We start from the raw sequence: 24570 nt of genomic DNA, 5'->3' as shown, positions 1-24570 counted from the left end.
ACATTCCTGCGCGGCCATCTGCCGCCGCTGACTCCCAGACGGGGGCCGCAACCTCTCCAGGTTGCGGCCCCCGTTTTCTGCATTCCCGGGCCGGTCCGCTGCGGTGCGACCGGCCGGTGCTCCCTCCGCGCTGCGGGCCGTCGGCCACGGATCCACCCTGATTCACCACCGATCCCCACCGCGCCCCACCCGGTCACCCGCTTCCCCACCCTGGCCCTCTGCTTGTCCACCAGCCACTTCAGTGCTGTTTCAGCGCATCTCGTGCCCGCCTTACGGCAAGGGCGCGCGGCGTGTTTCAGAAAACAACCCCTCGAGAATCTGCGGTTGACCTGCAGTGATAAGCGAGTGTGGTGGAGGAGTGGGGTGTAGGTGGTGGATTGTGGTGCAAAGTGGGGTAATGTGGTGCACATCGACCGGAGAGCTCAGGTTCTCCCGCTGATACCGGGGTAGGAGGTGGCGACGTGCCTGGCTTCGTCGGGACCTACACCCCAAAGCTGGACGACAAGGGACGGCTCACGCTGCCGGCCAAGTTTCGGAACGCGCTGTCAGGAGGGGTTGTGGTCACACAGGGTCTCGATCACAGCTTGTCGGTGTATCCCGCCGAGGAGTTCGACGTCACCGCCGCGAAAGCGAACGAGGCGTCGCGCAACAATCCGGAAGCGCGTGCCTACGTCCGGCTGATGTTGGCCGGGGCCGACGAGCAGACGCTCGACGGTCAGGGCCGGGTCAACCTGTCCGCGGGACTGCGTCAGTGGGCACGGTTGCAGAAGGACTGCGTGGTCACCGGCCAGTACGACCACCTGGAGATCTGGGACGCCGCTCGGTGGGCGGAGTACCAGGCCATGCACGAGGAGGCCTTCGCGGCCGGCGGTTCCGCCGCTTTGGACGCGATCGTCTAGACGACAAGTGAAGAACTGGACTGCTGCGGTGAGGCGAGGCCTCGGCCCGGCCGACCCTGACGTACTTCCCCAACGTCAGGTGCGACTCGGGCGGGGACCCCGCCTCACCGCAGTTCCGCTTCTTCGACAGGGCCGCTCGACGACATCGTCGGCAGGAATTCCGCCACGGGGAATGCCATCAGCAGGAAGCAGGGGAGAGGTGATCGGTGTGTCCGAATCGACGTCGTCCGAGCACGGGCACGTGCCGGTCTTGGCGGATCGGATGTTCGAGCTCCTCCGTCCCGCCCTGACGCGCGGCGACGCCGACGGGTCCGGGGCGGTGCTGATCGACGGCACCCTCGGCGCCGGCGGCCACACCGAACTGTTCCTGACCCGGCTGCCCGGCCTCACGGTGCACGGGATCGACCGCGACGAACACGCTCTCGAGATCGCGACGCAGCGGCTGGCGCCGTTCGGCGAGCGCATGCACTTCCACCATGCCCGGTACGACGAGATCGCCGATGTGGCCGCTACGGCCGGGCTCACCGAGGTCGACGGCATTCTGCTGGATCTCGGGGTCTCGTCGATGCAACTCGATCAGGCCGAGCGGGGCTTCGCCTACGCCGTCGACGCGCCGCTGGACATGCGGATGAACGACGACGACGAGCTCACCGCCGCCGACATCCTCAACACCTACGATCACGGCGCGCTGGCGCGCGTCTTGAGCGAGTACGGCGAGGAGCGGTTCGCCGGAAAGATCGCCTCCGCGGTCCTGCGGGCGCGCGAGCAGGAGCCGTTCACCACCAGTGGACGGCTGGTGGAGTTGCTGTACGCCACCATTCCCGCCGCCACCCGGCGTACCGGGGGCCACCCGGCCAAGCGCACCTTCCAGGCGCTGCGCATCGAGGTGAACCGGGAATTGGATTCGCTCCGCGCCGTGGTCCCCGCGTCGCTGGAGCTGCTCGCGGTGGGCGGTCGGCTGGCCGTCATGAGCTACCAGTCGCTGGAGGACCGGATCGTGAAGCGGGACTTCGCGCAGGCGGTCCGCAACACCACCCCGGCGGGCCTGCCCATAGATCTGCCCGGCACCGCCGCGAAGTTCGCGCTGATCACCCGCGGTGCCGAACAGGCCAACGAACAGGAACGACAAGAGAACCCCCGCAGCGCCCCGGTCCGGGTGCGTGCGATCGAACGTATCGGGGCCGCCGTCGACGGCGATCTCGCAGGTGAAGGGAACCGACGATGACTCTCCTCGACGACCGTCGGTCCGCGCGCCGCGCCGCCGTAACCCGTCCGTCCGCACCCCGGACCTCCACGCCTCGGACATCCGTGTCTCGCGGGGCGGCCTCCGCAGCGCGGTCGGGCGCGTCCCGGTCGGCGGCCGCCGAGTCCGCGGCTGGTCGTCGGCGTCCGCCGCGGCGCGAGGAGATCCTCGCGCCGAAGAAAGCGTCGGGCGTTCTCACCGGACTGTCCGACATGCCGTTCATCGTGCCGATCGTCGTGCTGGTGATCGGTGCGCTCGGTCTGACGCTGTACCTGTCGACCAAGGCGGCGCAGGACTCGTACCAGTTGTCGTCGCTCCGTCAGGAGAACCAGGCGCTGGTGGACAAGCGGGACAACCTCAAGCGCACCGCCGACTCCGGCGATTCGGCGCCGGAGCTCGCCGACAAGGCGGCCAAGCTGGGCATGGTGCCCGGGATCGGCGCCCACCTGGTGGTGGGTCCGGATGGCAAGGCTCGCCTGCGCGGCGAGCTCAAGCCGGCCGACGGCAACCGCCCCGGTTCGCTGAACCCGAAGCCGGATCCGGTCAAGCAGATCGACGCCAGCAAGGTGGACGACTCCGGCGGTCTCGGCGGCAACCCCGCCCCCAGCGAGCAGGCCCCGAGCGAGCAGGCCCCGACGGCCAGTGCGCCGCCCCGAGCGGTCAGGCCCCGAACACCGCGCCCGCCCCGCCGAGCACTGTGACTCCGCCGAACACCGCGACCCCGCAGGCGCCCGCGCCGAACGTTCTGCCCCGCAGTGCCGCCACGCCGAACCGCAATACCGCCGCCGATCGTTGACCCGGGAGAGGATGCAGCCATCATGACCAATCCTCGAACCCCGGCCGCTCCCGGTGGGAGCAGTGCCGGACGGCGTTTTCTGATCCGGTCGCGCGTGCTGATCGCGCTCGCCGCGGTGATCGCGATGGCGGTGGCCGGTCGGCTGGTGTGGATCAACGTCATCGATGCGGGCGACCTGGCGGCGCAGGCCGCGCAGCAGCGCGAGGACGTCATCACGCTGTACGCCAAGCGCGGCGCGATCCTGGATCGCAACGGCCGGCCGCTGGCCTACACCGGTGAGGCGCGGTCGCTGACCTTCCTGCCGCGCGCGGTCCGCAAGGCGATCGACGCCGAGCACGAGAAGAACGATCAGCTGCCCGACGCGAACACGCGGCTCAAGGAGATCGCCGAGGGCGTGTCGCTGCAGTTGGGTGGCTCGATCTCCACCGAGGACCTGCTCGCCAAGGTGACCTCCGACGACGACTTCGTCTACCTGGCCCGCTCGGTGAGCCCGGAGACGGCGAACCGGATCACCGCGGACTTCCCCGAGGTGGGGGCCGACCCGCAGTCGGTGCGCGTCTATCCGGGCGGCTCGCTGGCCGCGAACGTGATCGGCGACGTCAACTTCGACGGCAACGGACACATCGGCCTGGAGTCGTCGCTGGATCCGATCCTGGCCGGCATGAACGGCACCGAGACCGTGGACCGCGGTGCCGACGGCGCGATCATTCCCGGCAGCAAGCGGAACGTGCACCCGGCGATCGACGGCCAGACCGTCACCCTCACCTTGGATTCGGATATCCAGTGGTTCGTGCAGGCACAGGTCAACGAGGCCAAGAAGAAGTCGGGCGCGAACAACGCGTCGGCCGTCGTGCTCGATGCGCGCACCGGCGAGGTCTTGGCGATGGCCAACGACAACACGTTCAATCCGTCCCTTCCCGTGGAGGAGCAACGCGACGCGGATCTGGGCAATCGCTCGGTGACCTCGCCGTTCGAGCCGGGCTCGGTGAACAAGCTGGTGGTGGCCTCGGCGGCGATCGAGTACGGGCTCACCAATCCGAACGCGGTGTACCGGGTGCCCGGTTCCATCGACATGGCCGGCATCACGGTGAAGGACGCGTGGGACCACGGCGTGGCGCCGTACACCACCACCGGGATCTTCGGTAAGTCGTCGAACGTCGGCACGCTGATGTTGGCGCAGAAGGTGGGCGAGAAGCGGTTCGCCGACATGCTGACCGCCTTCGGCCTGGGCCAGCGCACCGAGGTGGGGCTGCCCGCCGAGAGCGGCGGCGAAGTCCCCGCGCTGAGCCAGTGGTCCGGCGGTTCGTTCGCGAACCTGCCGATCGGGCAGGGTCTGTCGATGACGCTGCTGCAGATGACCGCGATGTACCAGGCCATCGCCAACGACGGTGTGCGCATCCCGCCGCGCATTCTGGCGCCGCTCGACGGTGAGCGCAGTGCCGGTTTCACCGAACCCGAACCGGTGCGCGTGGTGAGCCCGGAGACGGCCCGCACCGTCCGCGAGATGTTCCGGTCGGTGATGCAGGACGACCCGATGGGCGTGCAGTCGGGCACCGGAGCCAAGGGTGCGATCGAGGGCTACCAGACGTCCGGCAAGACCGGCACCGCGCAGCAGGTGGACCCGAAGTGCAACTGCTACTCGAAGTCGAGCTACAACATCACCTTCGCCGGGATCACGCCCGCCGATGATCCGCGCTTCGTGATCGGCATCATGCTCGACAACCCGGTGCGCAGCTCGGACGGCAGTGGCGGTCAGTCGGCGGCGCCGCTGTTCTCCACCATCGGGACCTGGCTGCTGCAGCACGAGAAGGTGCCGTTCTCGGCTACCCAGACTCCGCGGTTGAAGCTGGAAGCATAGGCTCGACCGCAGCGGTTCGATGGTCGTCGACGACCGAGCGGGGGAGAACCGAGCTGGCAGAGAGGTACGAGAACTGTGGCGGAGAAGATACAGCACCCACCGGTGCGGCCGGAGCATCCCGTCGGGGCCGATCTGACGGCGCTGGCCACACTGTCCGGGGCCCGGGTGATCGGTGACGATCGCACCGTCGTCGGCGCGACGCTGCGCGCGCAGCACGCCGCGCCCGGGGAATTGTTCGCCGCGCTGCCCGGCGCCCGCGTGCACGGCGCCCGCTTCGCGGCCGAGGCGGTCGCGGCCGGTGCGGTCGCGGTGCTCACCGACGACGAGGGGCTGCGGCTGCTGCAGGCCGATCCGGCCACCGCGGACGTGTCGGTGCTGCTGCACCCGGAGCCCCGGTCGATCCTGGGTGTCGTGTCCGCGCGGATCTACGGCGACCCGTCGCAGCAGTTGACGCTCATCGGGATCACCGGCACCTCGGGCAAGACCACCACCGCGTATCTCACCGAGGCGGCGCTGCGGGCCGGCGGACACGTCGTCGGCCTCATCGGGACCGTCGAGATCCGGATCGACGGCACTCCGGTGCCCAGTTCGTTGACCACGCCGGAAGCCCCCGACCTGCAGCGGATGTTCGCAGTGATGCGCGAGCGCGGCGTCGACGCGGTGGTCATGGAGGTGTCCAGCCACGCGCTGTCGTTGGGGCGGGTCGACGGCGCCTGCTTCGCGGTGGGCGGCTTCACCAATCTCTCGCAGGACCACCTGGACTTCCATCACACGATGGAGGAGTACTTCAGCGCGAAGGCGCGCCTGTTCGACGGGGCCGCCCCCGATCATGCCGCCGCGGCGGTGATCTGCGTGGACGACGAGTGGGGCGAGCGGATGGCCGAGGTCGCGCGAGCCGGCGCCGAACGGGTGGCCACGGTGTCGGTGTCCGGCGCGGCCGACTGGTCGATCGTCGGGCAGGTGGAGGCCGATGGCGGTCGTCAGACGGTGGCGGTCCGGGACGCGACCGGGGCCGAGCACGTGATGGCGGTGCCGCTGCCGGGGGCGTACAACGTGGCCAACGCGATGCTCGCGGTCGGTCTGGCGACGACGGCCGGGGTGCCGACCGCAACGGCGATCGCCGGCCTCGACCACGTGCGCGTGCCCGGCCGGGTGGAGCAGGTGGACCGTGGCCAGGACTTCCTCGCGGTGGTCGACTACGCCCATAAGCCGGCAGCGGTGGAGGCGGTGCTGGCCACCCTCTCCGCCCAGATCCTTTCCGCCCAGATCCGTTCCGCACAGACGCGCGGCGCGCTCGCCGTGGTGCTCGGCGCCGGCGGCGACCGCGACACCGAGAAGCGGCCGCTGATGGGTGCGGCGGCGGCGCGCGGCGCCGACCTGGTGATCATCACCGACGACAATCCGCGCAGCGAGGACCCGGCGACGATCCGCGCCGCGGTCCGCGCCGGTGCCGAGGCGGTGCCGGCCGGGGAGCGGCGGGCGACGGAGATCCGCGAGTACGGCGACCGGGCCGCGGCGATCGCCGCGGCGGTCGCGTGGGCCGGACCCGGTGACGTGGTGCTGGTGGCCGGGAAGGGCCACGAGAGCGGCCAGGAGATCGCCGGGCAGGTGCATCCCTTCGACGATCGCCTCGTGCTCGCCGCGGCGTTGGAGGCGCGCGCGGCGGCGGCGGAGGCCGAACCCCTCACCGTCTACGTGGCGCCCGCGGGTGCCACGATCGAGCAGGCGGGCCGCCTGCTGCGGCTCATGGTGACCGACGCCGTGGATGCCGGGGTGGGCAGTGCGCACCGCCCGGACGCGGACGTCACGCGGGGTCGTCGTACCTGGGCCTTCTTCGGCGACCTCGCCGAGGCGGGCGCGGACGAGAACGCGCGCTGCGTGGCGCACGATCTGATCGGGCGCCGCGCGGTACGCCTGGCCGTCGACCAGACGGTGGCGGTGGGCGACACGCGCGCCGTGCGCGCGCTGTACCAGGGTGCGATCCAGGAGGGGTCGTGGGGCGACGAGGCCGGTTTCCATCTCACCCTGGACGAGGTGCTCGCGCAGCAGCGCGCCGACGTCGGCACGTCCGCAGCACCGCGGGCGGGCGACATGGTGTTGATCGCCGGCGGCACGGATCTCGCGGAGGCTCTGGTGGCCGCGTGGCGGGACGAGGCCGGACTCGCGGTGCAGGTGCACACTCCATGACCGGTAGGGTCTTCACTCGGTCGACCGACACGGCGGCCGTAGACGACGAAGGATTCATCCAGTGACTCAGATCCTGATCGCGGGGGCGATCGCACTCGCGGTGGCGATTCTGCTGACGCCGGTGCTGATCCGGGAGTTCTCCCGGCGTCGGTGGGGCCAGGAGATCCGGCAGGACGGACCGGCCAGCCACCAGGCGAAGGCGGGTACGCCGTCGATGGGCGGCGTCGCGATTCTGATCGCGATCTGGGCCGGTTACCTGGGCTCCTACATCTTCAGTTGGGTCCGCGGCGACGGCGGCCCGACGGCCTCGGGGCTGCTGGTGCTGGGCCTGGCCACCGGCCTGGGGCTGGTCGGCTTCCTCGACGACTTCATCAAGCTCGCCAAGAAGCGCAACCTGGGCCTGAACAAGACCCAGAAGTCGGTCGCGCAGCTGATCGTCGCCGTGGTCTTCGGCATCCTGCTGCTGCAGTTCCGCAACGATCAGGGCCGCACGCCCGCCAACGATCACCTGTCCTACGTGCGCGACATCGAGGCCATCACCTTCACCGGCGTCGGCTTCGTCATCTTCTGCTGGCTGGTGGTCTCGGCCTGGTCGAACGCGGTGAACTTCACCGACGGGCTCGACGGCCTGGCCGCCGGTTCCACCGCGATGGTGATGGGCACCTACGTGCTGATCACCATGTGGCAGGACCAGCACTCCTGCGACAACGTGGTAGGCGACCTCAAGGCCGCCTCCTGCTATCAGGTGCGCGATCCGCACGACCTGGCGATCGTGGCGATGGTCGCGGCCGCCGCGTGTCTGGGCTTCCTCTGGTGGAACGCGGCACCGGCCAAGATCTTCATGGGCGACACCGGTTCGCTGGCACTGGGCGGCATCGTCGCCGGTCTGTCCATGACCACGCACACCGAACTGCTGATGGTGGTCATCGGTGCCCTGTTCGTCGCCGAGATCGTCACCGTGATGATCCAGATCGCGGCCTTCCGGACCACCGGCAAGCGGCCGTTCCGCATGGCGCCGTTCCATCATCACTTCGAGTTGGGCGGCTGGGATCAGACCACGGTGATCATCCGTTTCTGGTTGCTCGCCGCCATCTCCTGTGCGTTGGGTCTGGGACTGTTCTACGGAGAATGGGTCGCCGGCTGACGGTGCCGACGCCGCGCGGCCACCGATTGCGGATCGGTTCGCGCGACACGCCCCATAGGTCCCAGCAGTCACAGCCTTCACAGGGGACGATGGTCCGGTGACTGTTCCTCCTCGCACTGCGCGGCGCGTCAAGCGCGAGTCGTCGGAAACGACGCCGGTCGATGCGCCAGACCCGGCCCAGGTGGACGACGACGCCGAGGCGCAGCCGGATGCCGAGGTCGACACCGATTCCACGGCCGTGGGCCGAACGAAGACCTCCGCGGGGGCGAAGGCCGCCGAGAAGGCCGCGGAGAATACCGCGGACTCGTCGAATCCGGCTCTCGCGTTGACGCTGGGGCGACCGTCCATCGACGTGCGCGCCTGGCTGTCCACCGCGCGCGAAGGCGTGCGCACGCTCATGGCGCGCCCGCTCACTTCATTCCACCTGGTGGTCTCACTGTCGCTGGTGTTGACGGTGTGCGGCCTGATCATGGTGCAGTCGGCGTCGTCGGTCGAAGGCTACGCCGAGAATCAATCGTCGTACGGCGCCTTCGCCACGCAGGCCGGCTTCGCCGTGCTCGGCTGGATCGCCTTCTACACGGTGCTGCACCTGCCGTTCCGCTTCTTCCGGCGCTTCGCCGCGCTCGGCATGGTCGTGAGCCTCGCGCTGCTGGTGCTGGTGCTGGTGCCCAGCCTGGGCGTCAAGGTCGACGGCGCGCGTCGCTGGTTCGAGGTCGGCGGCGTCTCCATCCAGCCGTCCGAACTCGCGAAGTTGGCGCTGTGCATCTGGGGCGCCCACGTCCTGGCGTCGCGGCGGACCACGGGTGCCGGGACCAAGGAACTGCTGGTGCCGTTGCTGCCGGTGGCTTTCATCATGTGCGTCCTCATCATCGCCGAGCCGAACCTGTCGACCACGGTCATCGTGCTGGTGATCACCGGTGCGCTGCTGTGGTTCGGCGGGCTGTCGGCCTCGGTCTTCGCCGGGTTCGTCGGTTTCGTCGTCGTGAGCGCGGCGATCGCGGCGCTGAGCGCGGATTACCGTGCCGCGCGCGTGTTCAGCTTCCTCGGCTCCAACGACGATCCGCTGGGCGGCGGCTACCAGGCGTTGCAGGCGACCTACGCGCTGGCCAACGGCGGCATCTTCGGCGTCGGCCTGGGACAGAGCACCGCCAAGTGGAGCTACCTGCCCAACGCGCACAACGACTTCATCTTCGCCATCCTGGTGGAGGAGACCGGTCTGGTCGGCGGCATGATCGTCGTCGGCCTGTTCCTGCTGCTCGGTTGGGTCGGCATGCGGATCGCGCGACGCTCGGCCGATCCCTTCCTGCGGCTGCTGACGGCCACCATCACGGTGCTGATCACCACGCAGATGTTCATCAACGTCGGCTACGTGGTGGGCCTGCTTCCGGTGACCGGTATCCAGTTGCCGCTCATGTCGCAGGGCGGTACGTCGATGTTGACCATGCTCACCATGCTCGGCCTGCTCGCCAGCGCGGCCCGTCATGAGCCGGACGCGGTGGCGGCCCTGTCCGGTAGCAAGTCGCACGGTCTGTCCCGGCTGCTGCACCTGCCGCCGCCTGCGCCCTACCGGCAGCGGCTGGTGGATCAGGTGCAGGATCGTCTGGATCGACGACGCAGCGCCGGGCGGGCGCCCGAGCCCCGCGGGAATCGTCGGCAGGGACCGAGTCAGCGCGTGCGCCCGGGGCCCGGCGATCGGGTGCGCTCGGCACCGCGGGAGCGGGTCCGGCCGATGAGGTCGGCCGCGCAGCACTCGGACGAGATCCACTATCCTCCAAGGCAGGCGAGCAACCGGGTTCGAACCGATCCGCGCCGGTACGCCCCGCGCTATCCGGCAGCCGACTCGCCGCGTCGAACGGAGTACAGGCAGCGGTGAGCAGTAATTCTCAGTCGGCCCGAAGCGGTCTTTCCGTGGTGGTCGCCGGCGGCGGCACCGCGGGACACATCGAGCCGGCGCTGGCCGTCGCCGATGCCGTGCGACGGCTGGATCCGTCGGCCCGCGTCACCGCCCTGGGTACGTCCAAGGGGTTGGAGACGGAGCTGGTGCCCGCGCGCGGCTATCCGCTCGAGCTGATTCCGCCGGCCCCGCTGCCGCGCAAGCCCGGCAAGGACCTGCTGGCGACGCCCTACCGCCTCAACCGCGCGGTCGCGGCCACCCGCAAGGTGCTGCGCGCGGTGGACGCCGACGTGGTGATCGGTTTCGGCGGCTACGTGGCGTTGCCCGCGTATTTCGCCGCCCGTGGCCGCCTGGCCGCCGGTCGTCGCGTGCCGATCCTCATTCACGAAGCCAACGCGAGCGCCGGCATCGCCAACAAGGTCGGCGCGCGCCTGGCCGATCGCGTTCTCGCCGCGGTGCCCGACTGCGGCATCCCCGGGGCCGAGGTGGTCGGCATGCCGGTGCGCGCCACCATCGCCGACCTGGATCGCGCCGGGACGCGCGCCGCGGCCCGTGAATTCTTCGGGCTCGACCCGGAGGCGCCGACCCTGCTGGTCTTCGGCGGTTCGCAGGGCGCCCAGCAGATCAACGCGGCGGTCGCCGGGGCGGCCGAAGCGCTCGGCGCCGCCGGTATCGGCGTGCTGCACGCGCACGGCAAGAACAACACCGTGGACCCGGTCTCGCCGACCGGTGCGCCCGCCTACGTGCCGCTGCCGTACGTCGATCGCATGGACCTGGCCTACGCCGCGGCCGATCTTGTGATCTGCCGCTCCGGCGCGATGACCGTCGCCGAGGTGACCGCGGCCGCTCTGCCTGCGATCTACGTGCCGCTGCCGCACGGCAACGGCGAACAACGACTCAACGCCCTCCCGGTGGTCGAGGCGGGCGCCGCTGTGCTCGTCGACGACGCCGACATGACCGCCGACTACGTGGCCCGCGAGGTCCCCGCGCTGCTCGGCGACCCGGATCGGCTCGCCGCGATGGCCGCCGCCGGAGCGCAGACCGGTCACCGCGATGCCGCCGAGACCGTGGCTGCGGCCGCGCTGGCCGCGGCGGCCCGGTTCCGGGCCGCCCAGGACCAGGGGGCACGACGATGACCGCCCTCGACACCGATCTGCCGTCGGCCCTGCACCGCGTGCACATGGTCGGCATCGGCGGTGCCGGGATGTCTGGGCTGGCCCGCATCCTGCTGTCCCGCGGCGGCCAGGTGTCCGGCTCCGACGCCCGCGAGAGCCGGGGTGTGGTGGCCCTGCGCGCCCGCGGCGCGCACGTGAACATCGGGCACGACGGTGCTGCGCTCGACCTGCTCGAGGGCGGCCCGACGGTGGTGGTGACCACGCATGCCGCGATCCCGCAGGACAATCCCGAACTGGTGGAGGCCCGCCGCCGCGGCATTCCGGTGCTGTACCGACCGCAGCTGCTGGCCGAGCTGATGGAGGGGCACCGGACGCTGCTGATCAGCGGCACGCACGGCAAGACGTCGACCACGTCGATGGCGGTGGTGGCACTGCAGCACAGCGGTGCCGATCCGTCGTTCGCGATCGGCGGCGAACTGAACGAATCGGGCACCAACGCGCACCACGGCAGCGGCGAGGTCTTCGTCGCCGAGGCCGACGAGAGCGACGGCTCGCTGCTGCAGTACCGCCCCGACGTGGTGGTGGTGACCAACATCGAGGCCGATCACCTGGATTTCTTCGGCTCCGAAGCCGCCTACGTGCAGGTGTTCGACGACTTCGCGGCGCTGATCCGCCCGGGCGGCACGCTCGTGGTGTGCCTCGACGATCCGGGTGCGGCCGCGCTGGCCGGCCGGTGTGCCGAGCAACTCGCGCAGGCGGGCGTGTGGGTGATCGGCTACGGCACCGGCAGCCACCGCGACCTGGCGCCGTCGGTGCCGCTGACCGGCCGCCTGATCGAGCGTTCCGCGCGCGGTACCGGCAGTAGCGTGCGGCTGGAGCTGGGCGCGCCCCTCGTGGCGGAGGCCGCGGAGGTCGGCATGACCGTGACGCTGCCCGGCGAACACATGGCGCTCAACGCGATCGCCGCGCTGCTGGGTGCATTGGCCGTCGCCCCGCACCTCGACCCGGCCGTGGTGATCGAGGGATCGACGGTTTCGGCGGCGTCCACCGCCGCTTCGAGAATCGCGGCACCGCCGCCGGAGTGCGCGTGTACGACGACTACGCCCACCATCCGACCGAGGTGCGCGCCGTGCTGACCGCGGCCCGCGGAGTGGTCGAGGAGACCGGTGGCCGCGTGCTCGCCGTGTTCCAGCCGCACCTGTATTCGCGCACCGAGGAGTTCGCGGCGCAGTTCGCGCAGGCGCTGAGCCTGGCCGACGAGGTGATCGTCGCCGACGTCTACGGAGCGCGCGAGGAGCCGCGGCCGGGCGTCACCGGCCGTCTCATCTCCGACGCCGTGACCGTGCCCGCCGTCTTCGTCGACGCGGTGAGCGACCTGCCTGCCGCGGTGTCGGCGCGGGCGCGCGTCGGCGACCTGGTGCTGACCATCGGTGCGGGCGACATCACCATGCAGGCCCCGTTCATTCTGGCGGCCCTGGATTCGTGAGCGAGCGCAGACTCGAGACCCCGGCGTCGCGGCGCCGGGGGACCGTCGACAGCGAGCAGCTGGAACTGCGGCGGGTCGGTCGACGGCGGCTGTGGCGACTGCTCGGTGCGACCGCCGCAGTGGCGGTGGTGGCCGGGCTGGTGGCGGTGGCCTACTTCTCGCCGCTGATGTCGGTGCGCGAGGTGACCGTGTCCGGAAGCGGAACGGTGCCGACCGCGGAGGTGCTCGCGGTGGCGGAGGTGCCCGTCGGGCGCCCGCTGCTGCAGGTGGACACCTCGATCATCGCCGAGCGCATCGCACGGATCCCGGGGATTGCGAGCGCACGGGTGGACCGCAGCTATCCGTCGACCATCGCGATCGACGTCGTGGAGCGGCGCCCGCTGATGCTGATCGAGTCGGCCGACGGCAAGGTCGGCGTGATGGATGATCTCGGCGTGGTCTACCTCGAGTTCGATTCGGCGGAGGCGATGGGCACCGCGGCCGCCGGCACGGCGGTCTACCGGGACCTTCCGGTGCTGGAGGTGTCGCGACCGGGCCCGCAGGACCCGACCACGGTGGCGGCGGTGAAGATGGTGTCCGGCCTGCCGGACTGGTTGCGCCGTCAGGTGCAGTCGGTCTCGGCGTCGTCGCCCGCCGACCTCACCCTGCACCTGACCAAGGATCGCACCGTGGTGTGGGGGAACGCCGAGCGCGGGGAGGACAAGGCCGAAGCCCTCAAGCACGTGCTGAAACTGCCCGCCAAGACGTTCAACGTGTCCAGCCCGGACTATCCCGCGGTGAGCTGACGCGGCCCACGGACCGGGTGGAAAAAGAAAAACTCTCCCGACACGCGGCGCGCCTCCTGGCACGCGGCCGACGAGGTCAATACGGTCTCTTTTCAGACCGGTACTTGACATAACTATAACCCTTTGGTTGAGCTTTAGGGTTTGATTCAGAGCAGGAAGGCAATCATGACGCCACCTCATAACTACCTCGCCGTCATCAAGGTCGTCGGCATCGGCGGTGGCGGCGTGAATGCTGTCAACCGCATGATCGAACAGGGCCTCAAGGGTGTCGAGTTCATCGCGATCAACACCGATGCGCAGGCATTGTTGATCAGCGATGCCGACGTCAAGCTCGACATCGGCCGCGAATCGACCCGCGGCCTGGGCGCCGGCGCGAATCCCGAGGTCGGCCGCAAGGCCGCCGAGGACGCGCGCGACGAGATCGAGGATCTGCTGCAGGGCGCCGACATGGTCTTCGTGACCGCGGGCGAGGGCGGCGGCACCGGCACCGGCGGTGCGCCGGTGGTGGCCGCGATCGCGCGCAAACTCGGCGCACTGACCGTCGGTGTGGTGACCCGCCCGTTCTCCTTCGAGGGCAAGCGCCGCGGCAACCAGGCCGACGAGGGCATCGCAGCGCTCCGCGAGTCGTGCGACACCCTGATCGTGATCCCGAACGACCGGCTGCTGCAGCTCGGCGATTCGCAGGTCAGCCTGATGGACGCCTTCCGCAGCGCCGACGAGGTGCTGCTCAACGGTGTGCAGGGCATCACCGACCTGATCACCACCCCGGGCCTGATCAACGTCGACTTCGCCGACGTCAAGGGCGTGATGAGCGACGCCGGCAGTGCGCTGATGGGTATCGGTGCCGCGCGCGGTGAAGACCGGGCGCGCAAGGCCGCCGAGATCGCCATCAACTCGCCGCTGCTGGAAGCATCGATGGAAGGCGCGCGCGGCGTGCTGCTGTCCATCGCCGGTGGCTCCGACCTGGGCCTGTTCGAGATCAACAACGCGGCGACCCAGGTACAGGAGGCCGCGCACGAGGACGCGAACATCATCTTCGGCACCGTGATCGACGACAACCTCGGCGACGAGGTCCGCGTCACGGTGATCGCGGCGGGCTTCGACGGCGGTGCACCGCGCAAGCGCGTGGAGAACCCGGCCGCTACGACGGCCGCCAAGGCGCCCGGCACCGTGGAGTCGGCGCAGTCCGGCCAGGTCTCGACGCCGCCGGCAGGCGACCCCCTGTTCGGCAGCAAGCCGGTCGCCGGGGGCGATCCGTTCGCGCAGACTCCGCCGCGTCGCAACACGGTCCGGTTGGACGACGACGAGGTCGACGTCCCCGACTTCATGAAGTGACGGGCTCGCCGGTGACCGCACCTCGGGTGCGGCGCGTGGTGACCACGCGCGCCGGTGGCGTGTCCCGCGCCCCGTACGATTCGTTCAACCTCGGCGACCACGTGGGCGACGACCCGGCTGCGGTCGCCGCCAACCGCGAGCGGTTGGCCCGGGAGATCGGGTTGGCGCCCGATCACGTGGTGTGGATGGAGCAGATCCACGGCCGCACCGTGACGGTGGTCGACGGTCCGGTGACCGAGCCGGTTCCGGTGACCGACGCCCTCGTTACCCGCACGCCGGGCCTGGCGCTGGCCGTGCTCACCGCCGACTGCGTCCCGCTGCTGCTCAGCGACGACGAGGCCGGGGTGATCGCGGCGGTGCACGCCGGTCGGGTGGGTGCCCGCATCGGGATCGTGCCGGAGGTGCTCGCCACCATGACCGAACTCGGCGCGCGGCCCGAGCGGATCGGCGTGCTGCTGGGGCCGGCGGCCTCCGGCGCCCGCTACGAGGTGCCCGCGGAGATGGCGCGCGACGTGGAGAAGCATCTGCCCGGCAGCGCCTGCCGTACCGCGAAGGGCACCGCGGGTCTGGACCTGCGGGCCGGCATCGACCGGCAGCTGCGGGCCGCCGGAGTCACCTCGATCGCGCTGGACGAGCGCTGCACCATCGGCGATCCGAGTCTGTTCAGTCATCGCCGCGGGGCGCCCACCGGACGCATCGCCTCGGTGATCTGGATGGACCCGACGGGATCCACGCCGTGAGTGTCGACTCACGACGCGCCGAACTGGCGGCCTCGCTGGCCGCGGCGCGCGAGCGGGTGGCGCGCGCCGAGCTCGCGGTCGGCCGCGAGCCGGGCAGCGCCCGCCTGATGGTGGTGACCAAGTTCTTCCCGGCCGCCGATCTCGCCTGCCTGGTGGAGCTGGGCGCCACCGAGTTCGGCGAATCCCGCGAACCCGAGGCGGGACGCAAGGTGGCGCAGGTGCGCGCCGAGCTGCCGGACGCCGTCTTCGACGTCGACATGATCGGTTCGGCCCAGCGCAAGAAGGCCAAGACGGTGGCGCGTTGGGCGCGGCGTGTGCAGTCGGTGGATTCGCCGGAACTGGCCCAGGCGCTGGCCGTCGCCGCCGAACGGTCTCTCGACGCGGGCGAGCGGACCGCGCCTCTGGGGGTGCTGCTGCAGGTCAGCCTGGACGGCGATCCCGCCCGCGGGGGAGTGCCGGTAGACGAGTTGGGGCGGTTGGCCGAGCAGGTCGTCGCCCGCGACGGTGCGTTGAGCCTGGACGGTCTGATGGTGATCGCGCCGCTGCACGGCGAGGTGCGCGAGCACCTGGCGCACGCGCAGACGATCGCCGAAGGCTTTCGCCGCGACTACCCGCAGGCGCGCGAACTGTCGTCGGGCATGTCCGGTGACCTGGAGACCGCGATCGAGTACGGATCGACGTGTGTGCGTGTCGGAACCGCGATCATGGGCGCTCGCCCGATAATCTCTCCGTAATCAGCATTCACATCAGTCACAGCAGAACCACCCCGATCATTCATTCAGCAGTGGAAGGCAAGTCGATGACGACGATGCAGAAGTTCAAGGCATATTTCGGCATGGTGCCCCCGAGCGAGTACGAAGACGACTACCTCGCCGACCCTGCCGGTGGTCGGATGGACTCGGTGGACGGCCACCGTGGCGCGCCGCGCCGCGAGGACCCCGCGATGAGCTCGCGTGAGCGCCTGTACATGGAGCGCTACCGCGCCGCTGACGAGCGCCCGGAGCCGCATTACAGCGACGACTCCTACCGCAACGACTCGTACCGGGATGACTCCTTCCGGGATGACTCCTTCCGGGACGACGAGCCCTACGCGGTGGAGTACGCCGAGGTCGCTTACGGGCAGCGCGGCGACGATCGCGTCTACGCCGAGCGCGCGGTGCACGTGGAACTCGATCGCGGCCCGGCGCCGGTTCGCGGCCGGCTCGAGCCGCTCGCGCGCAGCGGCGCCGCACCGGTCCGCAGCGTCGGCGCGGTGCGCGGCGCCAATGCCCTCGCGCCCGAAACGCGTGCCGAGGTGGTCGCCGAGAGTGCGAGTCGGATCACCACCCTGCGACCGGCCGACTACTCGGAGGCGCGCACCATCGGTGAGCGTTTCCGCGGTGGCAGCCCGGTGATCATGGACCTGGTGGACATGAACAACGAGGACGCCAAGCGCATGGTCGACTTCGCTGCGGGCCTGGTCTTCGCGCTGCGCGGGTCGTTCGACAAGGTGGCCACCAAGGTCTTCCTGCTGTCGCCCGCGGGTGTCGAGGTGACCCCGGAGGATCGTCGCCGCCTCGCCGAGACCGGTTTCCACAGCCAGAGCTGAGAGGACGCACACCGAAGGCGCCGGAGGAATCCGGCGCCTTTCGTGGCACTGTAGACACGTGGGTATTTTCCTCTGGATCCTCTACCTGATCCTCTTTCTGTACTGGGTGCTGCTGCTGGGTCGGCTGGTGGCCGAGTTCGTCCAGTCGCTGGCCCGCCGCTGGCGGCCCCGCGGCGTCGCCGTGATCGTGATGGAAGTGATCTACACCGTCACCGATCCGCCGCTGAAGGCGATCCGCCGCGTGCTCAAGCCGATCGACCTGGGAGCCGTGCGACTCGATTTGTCATTGTTCCTGGTGTTGATCGTGGTGACGATCGGGATGCGGGTCTCGCAGGGGTTCGCGCAGGAACTGGCCCCGGTGGCGCTCGGCGTCATCTGAGATAACCACTGCTCAGGGCGCCGGATCGGCAGTCGTCGCGGCGCGGCAGCGCATTGCGAAGGAACGCGGAGATGCCCGTTTCTGATTGCGAAAGCGCAGCATCTCGAGACGCAAACTTGGTCCAGATGTGACAAGATGGCACGCTAGTTACACAGTGCTACTGGTATTAATAGAACTGCGACCCGACTTGCCGTCGGTGACCGACACCTGAACCAGAGTGCTTCCACGGACACGCTCGAAGACTAAAGGGGATACCGAAATGCGGCTGACACCAGCTGACGTGCACAATGTCGCTTTCAGCAAACCGCCGATCGGTAAGCGCGGTTACAACGAAGACGAGGTGGACCAGTTCCTCGACTTCGTCGAAGCAGAACTTGCTCGGCTGATCGACGAGAACGCGAACCTGACCCAGCGCAACGCCGACCTCGAGGCGGACCTGCAGGCAGCACGGGCCGGCGGAGGCGGCGGCGACCACACCCAGGTCTTCGCGGCGGCCACCGAGGTGGTCGAGGTTCCGGCCCCGGCGCCCGTTGCTCCGCCCGCACCCCCGGTGCCCGCGGCGAGCTTGGACGAGGACGCCAGCATGCGCGCGGCCCGAGTCCTGGCGCTCGCGCAGGACACCGCCGACCGCGTCACCGGCAGCGCCCGCGGCGAAGCCGAGTCGATGGTCGCCGACGCCCGCGCTCGTAGCGAAAGCATGGTCGGCGAGGCGCAGGCCACCGCCGAGGCCACCCTGACCGACTCGCGTCAGCGCGCCGAGGCGCTGCTGGCCGACGCCCAGACCCGCGCCGAGACCCAGGTCCGTCAGGCGCAGGAGCGCGCCGACTTCCTGCAGCGCGATGCGGAGCAGAAGCACTCGGAGATCATGTCCACCATCAACCAGCAGCGCACGGTGCTGGAAGGACGGATCGAGCAGCTCAAGACGTTCGAGCGCGAGTACCGCACCCGTCTCAAGACCTACCTGGAATCGCAGCTCGAAGAGCTGCAGCAGCGCGGCAGTGCCGCACCGGTGGAGCAGGGCTACGGGCCCGAGAACGGCTACCCCCAGGGCTGATTCGGCCATGGGGGAGGTGTGTCATTTCGATGAGATGAGGGGCCGGCGATGCTGACCTTGGCACTGTTGGCGACACTGGTCGGCTTCGGCCTGCTGGTGGTCGCGCTGATCACGGCGAACTTTTGGCTGGCGGTGGCCTGCATCATCGTCTGCGTGGTCGGTCTGATCGTTCTGCTCGTCGACATCCTCCGGGCCGGTCGCGGCGGCGGATCCGATGACGAGCCGCTGTTCACCATCCGCGATCGCGAGAGCGGGCGGTCGGCGCCGTTGCACGACGGGCCCGACGAAGCACCGGCTGCCGAGCAGTCGGCCGCTGTCGTCGCGCCGGTGCCGGCGGAGGCTCCGGACGCCCCGGTCGACGACTCGGTGAGCGGACTGGGTTCGCTCGTCGCAACCGATCCGGTGCCGCACGTCGACGTGGTCGACGCGGGTGCGCCCGATTCGGGTGCACTCGACCTGGCCGAGCCGGATGCCCCGCACGACCTGGACGCGGCGCAGTCCGACGAGCCGGTCACCGGCGACGCCAACGACTACATCAAGTCGGTGACGGGCACCTTCCCGAGCCAGTCGGGTGCGTGGCCGGTGTCCGCCGAACCGGTGCCCGCCGACACGGCGGACTCCGGTCCGATCCCGGCCGTCGACGCCGGTCCCGACACCGGACCCATCCGGTCGCTGTCGCCGTACGTGGGTCGACGTCGCCGCGGCCTGGCGCCGGAGGGCGGACCCGCCGACGGCGATCCCGCTGCGGACGCGAGCGGCCCGGCCGACGAGGTCGCGCCCGATCAGAATGCGCCCGAGTCTGATGATGCGCCCGAGTCGGAGGCGCCCGCAGCGCAGCCGGAGCGGACCTTCGTGGTGCACGACAACACCGGGCCGTTGCCCAAGATCACGTTCGTCGGCGACGACGAGTAGACTGAGCGTTCCACAGCGTTGATCCGGCCATCACCGGGGAGCTCCCGGAAGAACCGGCGTCGACCCCGTTCGCGGTGACGGCGCCCCAGTAGAACCGGGCGGGTGCGGCCCGATATCGCCGCACGAGTGTCCTGCTCCGGCAGGGGAACTCGCTGAGCGGCACCGCGATGCGCGGTGCAAGCGGGGTGGTACCGCGCGGCTCGTCGAACCCGACGATCGCGTCCCCGTGCACGGGCAGTCCGACGGCGACGTCGTTCTGCAGGCACGAGGAGACGCCGCATGACCGACACGCCACTCGACGACGCCCCCGAGGGCGGCCGCGTGTATCCGATCGTCGACCTCACCGGAGGCAAGGGCCCCGGTGCACCGTCGTTCCCGGCGGTGGAAGAACGCGTCCTGGACTATTGGGACCGCGACGAGACGTTCGCCGCGTCGATCGCCAACCGCGCCGACGCGCCCGAGTTCGTCTTCTACGACGGCCCGCCCTTCGCCAACGGCCTGCCGCACTACGGCCACCTGCTGACCGGCTACGTGAAAGACATCGTGCCGCGCTACCAGACCATGCGCGGCAAGAAGGTGGAGCGCCGCTTCGGCTGGGACACACACGGACTGCCCGCCGAGCTCGAAGCCGAGCGCCAGCTGGGGATCACCGACAAGTCGGAGATCGAAGTGATGGGCGTGGACAAGTTCAACGAGTACTGCCGCGATTCGGTGCTGCGGTACACCGGCGAATGGCGCACCTACGTGACCCGTCAGGCGCGCTGGGTGGACTTCGACAACGACTACAAGACCCTGGACCTGGACTTCATGGAGTCGGTCATGTGGGCCTTCCAACGCCTCAACGACAAGGGCCTGATCTACCAGGGCTACCGCGTGCTCCCGTACTCCTGGTACGAGCAGACGCCGCTGAGCAACCAGGAGGCCAAGCTCGACGACGCCTACCGGATGCGCCAGGACCCGGCCCTCACGGTCACCATGCCGCTGCAGGTGCCGGCCGACGCGCCGCTGGCCGCGCTGAACGGCGTGAACGCCCTCATCTGGACGACGACGCCGTGGACCCTGCCGTCGAACCTCGCGATCGCGGTGCACCCGGACACCGAGTACGTGCACGTGAAGACCGCCGACGGCGACGAGTACCTGCTCGCCGCGGCGCTGGTCGGTGCGTACGCGCGGGAACTGGGGGAGACCGAGACCGTCGCGACCTACCGCGGCAGCGAACTGGCCGGGCTGGGCTACGCGCCGCCGTTCGACTACTTCGTCGGACACCCGAACGCGCACCGCATCCTCACCGCCGACTACGTGACCACCGAGAGCGGCACCGGTGTGGTCCACCTGGCGCCCGCCTTCGGTGAGGAGGACATGGACGTCGCCTCGGCGCACGGTATCGAGGTGGTGCAGCCGCTGGATCCGGGCGGCCGGTTCACCGACCTCGTGCCCGACTACGTCGGCCAGATGGTCTTCGACGCCAACCCGAACATCATCAAGGACCTCAAGGCGGCCGGCCGCGTGCTGCGGCACGAGACCATCGAGCACTCCTACCCGCACTCGTGGCGGTCCGGTCAGCCGCTGATCTACATGGCGGTGCCGTCGTGGTTCGTGAATGTGCAGAAGATCAAGGACCGCATGCTCGAGCTCAACCAGGAGATCACCTGGTCGCCGTCGCACATCCGCGACGGCCAGTTCGGCAAGTGGCTGGCCGGCGCCAAGGACTGGAACATCAGCCGCAACCGCTACTGGGGCGCACCGATCCCGGTGTGGATGTCCGACGATCCGAACCACCCGCGGACCGACGTCTACGGGAGCCTCGACGAGCTCGAACGCGACTTCGGGGTGCGGCCCACCGACCTGCACCGTCCGGGGATCGACGAGCTGACCCGCCCCAACCCGGACGATCCGACCGGGCAGTCTACCATGCGGCGCGTGCCCGAGGTGCTCGACTGCTGGTTCGAGTCGGGTTCGATGCCGTTCGCGCAGGTGCACTATCCGTTCGAGAACGTCGACTGGTTCGACGGCGGCCACGGCGAGATCGCCCACAACCCGGGCGACTTCATCGTCGAGTACAACGGCCAGACTCGCGGCTGGTTCTACAACCTGCACGTGCTGGCCACCGCGCTGTTCGATCGGCCGGCGTTCAAAACCGTTGCGGCGCACGGCATCGTGCTCGGCGACGACGGCGCCAAGATGAGCAAGTCCAAGCGCAACTACCCGGACGTCAACGAGGTCTTCGACCGCGACGGCTCCGACGCGATGCGCTGGTTCCTGATGGCCAGCCCCATCCTGCGCGGCGGCAACCTGGTGGTCACCGAACGCGGCATCCGGGAAGGCGTGCGGCAGGCGCTGCTGCCGATGTGGAACGCGTACAGCTTCCTGCAGCTGTACGCGGAGCGTCCGGCCGTGTGGCGCACCGATTCGGAGAACGTCCTCGACCGGTACATCCTGGCCAAGCTCGCGGTGACCCGCGATGAGATCACCGATGCGCTCGACGTCTACGACATCGCCGGTGCGTGCGACTCGTTCCGCGGTTTCTGCGACTCGCTCACGAACTGGTACGTGCGCCGTTCGCGGGCGCGCTTCTGGGCCGGTCAGGATGCGGAGCCGGACGCCTTCGACACCCTGTACACGGTGCTCGAGGTGGCCGGTCGACTGGCGGCGCCGCTGCTGCCGCTGGCCACCGAGGCGATGTGGCGCGGGCTGACCGGGGAGCGGTCTGTGCACCTCACCGACTGGCCGACCGCCGACGAGCTGCCCGCCGATCCGGAGCTCGTGGCCGCCATGGACACCGTGCAGTCGGTGTGCTCGGTGGCCTCCAGTGTGCGCAAGGCCAACAACCTCCGCGTGCGGCTGCCGCTGCCCAAGCTGACCATCGCCGCGCCGAGCGCGGTGGATCTGACGCCGTACGCCGGGCTGATCGCCGACGAGATGAACGTCAAGGACGTCGCACTGAGCACCGACGTCGACGCGCACGGCCGCATCGAGGTAGCGGTCAACGCCCGCGCCGCCGGTCCGCGCATCGGCAAGGACGTGCAGCGCGTGATCAAGGCTGTGAAGTCCGGGAACTGGGAGCTGCGTACCGACGCGGAGACCGGCGAGGACGTGGTGGTGGCCGACGGCATCGAACTGCGCGGCGAGGAGTTCACCCGCAAGCTCGTCGCGGTGGCGCCGGAGTCGACCGGTGAACTGCCCGGCGGCGGCGGACTGGTGGTGCTCGACACCGCGGTGACGCCGGAACTCGAGGCCGAGGGCTGGGCCAAGGACCGGATCCGCGAACTGCAGGATGCGCGCCGCAACCTGGGCCTGGACATCTCCGACCGCATCAGCGTGCGCTTCGTGGTGCCCGCCGAGGCGGCGGCGACGGCGCAGACGCACGCGGACCTGATCGCCGGGGAGATCCTGGCGACGTCGTTCGTGGTCGACTCGGGTGCCCCCGGCGCCATCGAACTGCACGACGGCGTGACCGTCGACATCGAGAAGGCGTGACGGCGCGCCGAGCGGGCCTGCGGTGGGCGCTGCTCGCCCTGGCCTCGCTCGGCGTACTGATCGGCGTCTACGTCGCGGCGGTGCGCACCTACACCGGGCAGCGGGTGGAGAACGCCGCGCTGCGCGGTGCGCTGCAGGTCAATTCCGAGGAGGTGACCGCCGCCGACGACGTGCTCGCCACCGTCACGGTGACCTCGTTGGCGATCGCGGTGGCGGTGCTGGCGGTGATCGGCTGGGTGCGCGGCGGCCTGCTCCTGGCCTGCACGGCGGTGGCCGTCGTCGGTGCGGCGACGGTCGCGACCGAGCTGCTCAAGCGGGTGATCCTGCCCCGACCGCTCCTCGTGGACGCCCCGGAGTACTTGCACCACAACAGCTTTCCCAGCGGCCACACGACGGTCGCGATGGCCGTGGCGTGCGCCACGCTGCTGGTGGTGTCGTGGCGCTGGCGCACCCCGGCCATGATTCTCGTGCTCGCCTGGACGGTGGGCGTGGGCGCCTACACGGTGGTGGCGCGGTGGCACCGGCTGTCGGACACGGTGGGCGCCGACGCGATCGCCGTGCTGATGGCGTCGCTCGGCGCCCTGGTGCTGCTGCGCAGCGGGCTGGTGCGGCCGGTGCCGGCCGACTCGTACGCTCGGGTGCGCACCGTCATCGTGGTGCTGGCGACCCTGTACGCGGTGGGGATGGGCGTTGCCGGGGTGTTCCTCGGCGTCGTCGGGGCCGGGCAGGATCCGGGGTCGACCGCGGACTACAACCTCTACCTGGCCGCGCAGTCGTTGGCGTCGGTCGGTTCGGTGCTGGCCGTGCTGGCGTTCTGGGCGAGCTGGCACCGGCTCGAAACGGCTTCCACCGCAACGGGTTCGGGGTAGCGCGGGGTCAGGTCGTCGCCGGACGAGACGCCGCGGAGGCGGCGACCGATCCACGGCGCGAGGAACCGTCGGGCCCAGTCCAGATCGGCGCTGCGCGCCTGCGCGGTGGTGAGCTCCGGGGTCGGCGGCAGCGACGTCGGCGTCAGGTCGTGGTCGACGCCCAGCGCGTCGAGCACGGCGATCGCCATGCGCTGGTGGCCGACCGCGGACATGTGCATGCGGTCGAAGTCCCACAGGCGTCGGTCATCGAAGTCCCGGATCCGCCAGTAGTCCACGAGGACGGCGCCGCGCGTGTCGGCGATCTGCCGCATCCCCTCGGCGAGGATGGCGAACCGGCCGCGCAGCGTGCCGAAGACCGGGGCGCCGCCGGGGTCGTGCGGGGTGAAGATGGCGACCGTCGCGCCGGTCGCGACCAGCTGGGCGATGGCGTCGTCGTAGTAGGCGAGCAGCTCGTCCAGGTCGACGGTGGGGCGCAGGATGTCGTTGCCGCCCGCGTGCACGGTCACCAGGTCCGGCGTCATCGTCAGGGCCGGGGCCAACTGCTCGTCGATCACGGCCTTCAGCTTGCGGCCGCGGATCGCCAGGTTGGCGTACTCCAGGCCGGGCTCGCCGGCCGCACGGGATGCTGCGTCGAGCGCTGCGGCGACGCGGTCGGCCCAGCCGCGCACCGCGCCGGGAAGTTCGGGAGCATGGTCGCCGACGCCCTCGGTGAACGAGTCGCCCAGCGCCACATATCGGGAGAAAGTCACCGACCCAGGCTACGCGCGGGCTCGGCCGGACCGGGCTTCGCGCAGGTCGTAGGGTAGGAG

At 70.2% G+C, this 24570-nt stretch carries 19 protein-coding genes and 1 pseudogene; 19 read left to right on the top strand and 1 reads right to left on the bottom strand.

Annotated features, from left to right (window positions below):
• Nucleotides 1-461 precede the first annotated feature (461 nt).
• From mraZ to MUG78_RS16165, 19 genes and pseudogenes are all read left to right on the top strand, one after another.
• Entirely contained in the window at nucleotides 462-899 is a 438-nt protein-coding gene (gene mraZ / locus MUG78_RS16255) for a division/cell wall cluster transcriptional repressor MraZ (RefSeq protein ID WP_246996572.1), read from the top strand.
• A 172-nt stretch (nucleotides 900-1071) separates the two neighbouring features.
• A complete protein-coding gene (gene rsmH / locus MUG78_RS16250; protein WP_372493272.1) occupies nucleotides 1072-2124 on the top strand; it encodes a 16S rRNA (cytosine(1402)-N(4))-methyltransferase RsmH in 1053 nt (350 codons plus the stop codon).
• A gap of 83 nt (nucleotides 2125-2207) precedes the next feature.
• Nucleotides 2208-2843, top strand: coding sequence for a cell division protein FtsL (gene ftsL, locus MUG78_RS16245; protein WP_246996570.1), 636 nt, complete (start codon nucleotides 2208-2210; stop codon nucleotides 2841-2843).
• A gap of 117 nt (nucleotides 2844-2960) precedes the next feature.
• Nucleotides 2961-4796, top strand: coding sequence for a peptidoglycan D,D-transpeptidase FtsI family protein (locus tag MUG78_RS16240; protein ID WP_246996568.1), 1836 nt, complete (start codon nucleotides 2961-2963; stop codon nucleotides 4794-4796).
• A 75-nt stretch (nucleotides 4797-4871) separates the two neighbouring features.
• Nucleotides 4872-6983: a UDP-N-acetylmuramoyl-L-alanyl-D-glutamate--2,6-diaminopimelate ligase gene (locus tag MUG78_RS16235; RefSeq protein WP_246996566.1), complete on the top strand. Its 2112-nt coding sequence runs from the start codon at nucleotides 4872-4874 to the stop codon at nucleotides 6981-6983.
• Between the two features lie 61 nt (nucleotides 6984-7044).
• On the top strand, nucleotides 7045-8127 hold the full coding sequence (gene mraY, locus MUG78_RS16230; protein WP_246996564.1) for a phospho-N-acetylmuramoyl-pentapeptide-transferase: 1083 nt from the start codon (nucleotides 7045-7047) through the stop codon (nucleotides 8125-8127).
• Nucleotides 8128-8224: 97 nt separating this feature from the next.
• Nucleotides 8225-10000, top strand: coding sequence for a putative lipid II flippase FtsW (gene ftsW, locus MUG78_RS16225; RefSeq protein WP_246996562.1), 1776 nt, complete (start codon nucleotides 8225-8227; stop codon nucleotides 9998-10000).
• A complete protein-coding gene (murG, locus tag MUG78_RS16220; RefSeq protein ID WP_246996560.1) occupies nucleotides 9997-11157 on the top strand; it encodes an undecaprenyldiphospho-muramoylpentapeptide beta-N-acetylglucosaminyltransferase in 1161 nt (386 codons plus the stop codon). The genes ftsW and murG overlap by 4 nt, the downstream gene beginning before the upstream one ends.
• Nucleotides 11154-12622 (top strand): annotated as a pseudogene (murC, locus tag MUG78_RS16215) (UDP-N-acetylmuramate--L-alanine ligase). Before murG ends, murC begins: the two are co-directional and overlap by 4 nt.
• A complete protein-coding gene (locus MUG78_RS16210) occupies nucleotides 12619-13407 on the top strand; it encodes a cell division protein FtsQ/DivIB (protein WP_246996558.1) in 789 nt (262 codons plus the stop codon). The pseudogene murC and the gene MUG78_RS16210 overlap by 4 nt, the downstream one beginning before the upstream one ends.
• A 165-nt stretch (nucleotides 13408-13572) precedes the next feature.
• Complete coding sequence (gene ftsZ / locus MUG78_RS16205; RefSeq protein WP_246996556.1) at nucleotides 13573-14742, top strand: cell division protein FtsZ; 1170 nt, start codon at nucleotides 13573-13575, stop codon at nucleotides 14740-14742.
• 11 nt (nucleotides 14743-14753) lie between these two features.
• Nucleotides 14754-15482, top strand: a complete 729-nt coding sequence (pgeF, locus tag MUG78_RS16200; protein ID WP_246996554.1) for a peptidoglycan editing factor PgeF — start codon at nucleotides 14754-14756, stop codon at nucleotides 15480-15482.
• Entirely contained in the window at nucleotides 15479-16216 is a 738-nt protein-coding gene (locus MUG78_RS16195) for a YggS family pyridoxal phosphate-dependent enzyme (protein WP_246996552.1), read from the top strand. The genes pgeF and MUG78_RS16195 overlap by 4 nt, the downstream gene beginning before the upstream one ends.
• Nucleotides 16217-16281: 65 nt before the next feature.
• A complete protein-coding gene (locus MUG78_RS16190; RefSeq protein WP_246996549.1) occupies nucleotides 16282-17070 on the top strand; it encodes a cell division protein SepF in 789 nt (262 codons plus the stop codon).
• 58 nt (nucleotides 17071-17128) lie between these two features.
• Nucleotides 17129-17449 (top strand): YggT family protein, encoded by a 321-nt coding sequence (locus MUG78_RS16185; protein WP_246996547.1) that lies wholly within the window; start codon nucleotides 17129-17131, stop codon nucleotides 17447-17449.
• 259 nt (nucleotides 17450-17708) lie between these two features.
• Entirely contained in the window at nucleotides 17709-18503 is a 795-nt protein-coding gene (wag31, locus tag MUG78_RS16180) for a DivIVA-like cell division protein Wag31 (RefSeq protein WP_246996545.1), read from the top strand.
• Nucleotides 18504-18551: 48 nt separating this feature from the next.
• Entirely contained in the window at nucleotides 18552-19415 is an 864-nt protein-coding gene (locus MUG78_RS16175; RefSeq protein ID WP_246996543.1) for a hypothetical protein, read from the top strand.
• 279 nt (nucleotides 19416-19694) lie between these two features.
• The gene (ileS, locus tag MUG78_RS16170) at nucleotides 19695-22892 is read left to right on the top strand and encodes an isoleucine--tRNA ligase (RefSeq protein ID WP_246996541.1); all 3198 of its coding nucleotides are present in this window, start codon (nucleotides 19695-19697) and stop codon (nucleotides 22890-22892) included.
• Complete coding sequence (locus MUG78_RS16165; RefSeq protein ID WP_246996539.1) at nucleotides 22889-23761, top strand: phosphatase PAP2 family protein; 873 nt, start codon at nucleotides 22889-22891, stop codon at nucleotides 23759-23761. Before ileS ends, MUG78_RS16165 begins: the two co-directional genes overlap by 4 nt.
• Here the strand turns inward: MUG78_RS16165 and MUG78_RS16160 are convergent.
• Nucleotides 23650-24510 (bottom strand): SGNH/GDSL hydrolase family protein, encoded by an 861-nt coding sequence (locus MUG78_RS16160; RefSeq protein ID WP_246996536.1) that lies wholly within the window; start codon nucleotides 24508-24510, stop codon nucleotides 23650-23652. The two genes, MUG78_RS16165 and MUG78_RS16160, sit on opposite strands and share 112 nt — an antisense overlap.
• Nucleotides 24511-24570: the final 60 nt, after the last annotated feature.

It is taken from the genome of Gordonia alkaliphila (assembly GCF_023017165.1).
Classification (GTDB): Bacteria; Actinomycetota; Actinomycetes; order Mycobacteriales; family Mycobacteriaceae; genus Gordonia; species Gordonia alkaliphila.
The sequence above is the reverse complement of the archived record's forward strand: the minus strand, read 5'-3'. Positions and strand labels throughout refer to the sequence as shown.

Excerpts from the sequence above, each read along its gene's own strand:
- rsmH (WP_372493272.1), top strand. The coding sequence starts at position 1,072 with ATGCCATCAGCAGGAAGCAGGGGAGAGGTGATCGGTGTGTCCGAATCG.
- MUG78_RS16240 (WP_246996568.1), top strand. The coding sequence starts at position 2,961 with ATGACCAATCCTCGAACCCCGGCCGCTCCCGGTGGGAGCAGTGCCGGA.
- ftsZ (WP_246996556.1), top strand. The coding sequence starts at position 13,573 with ATGACGCCACCTCATAACTACCTCGCCGTCATCAAGGTCGTCGGCATC.
- MUG78_RS16190 (WP_246996549.1), top strand. The coding sequence starts at position 16,282 with ATGACGACGATGCAGAAGTTCAAGGCATATTTCGGCATGGTGCCCCCG.
- wag31 (WP_246996545.1), top strand. The coding sequence starts at position 17,709 with ATGCGGCTGACACCAGCTGACGTGCACAATGTCGCTTTCAGCAAACCG.
- MUG78_RS16175 (WP_246996543.1), top strand. The coding sequence starts at position 18,552 with ATGCTGACCTTGGCACTGTTGGCGACACTGGTCGGCTTCGGCCTGCTG.
- ileS (WP_246996541.1), top strand. The coding sequence starts at position 19,695 with ATGACCGACACGCCACTCGACGACGCCCCCGAGGGCGGCCGCGTGTAT.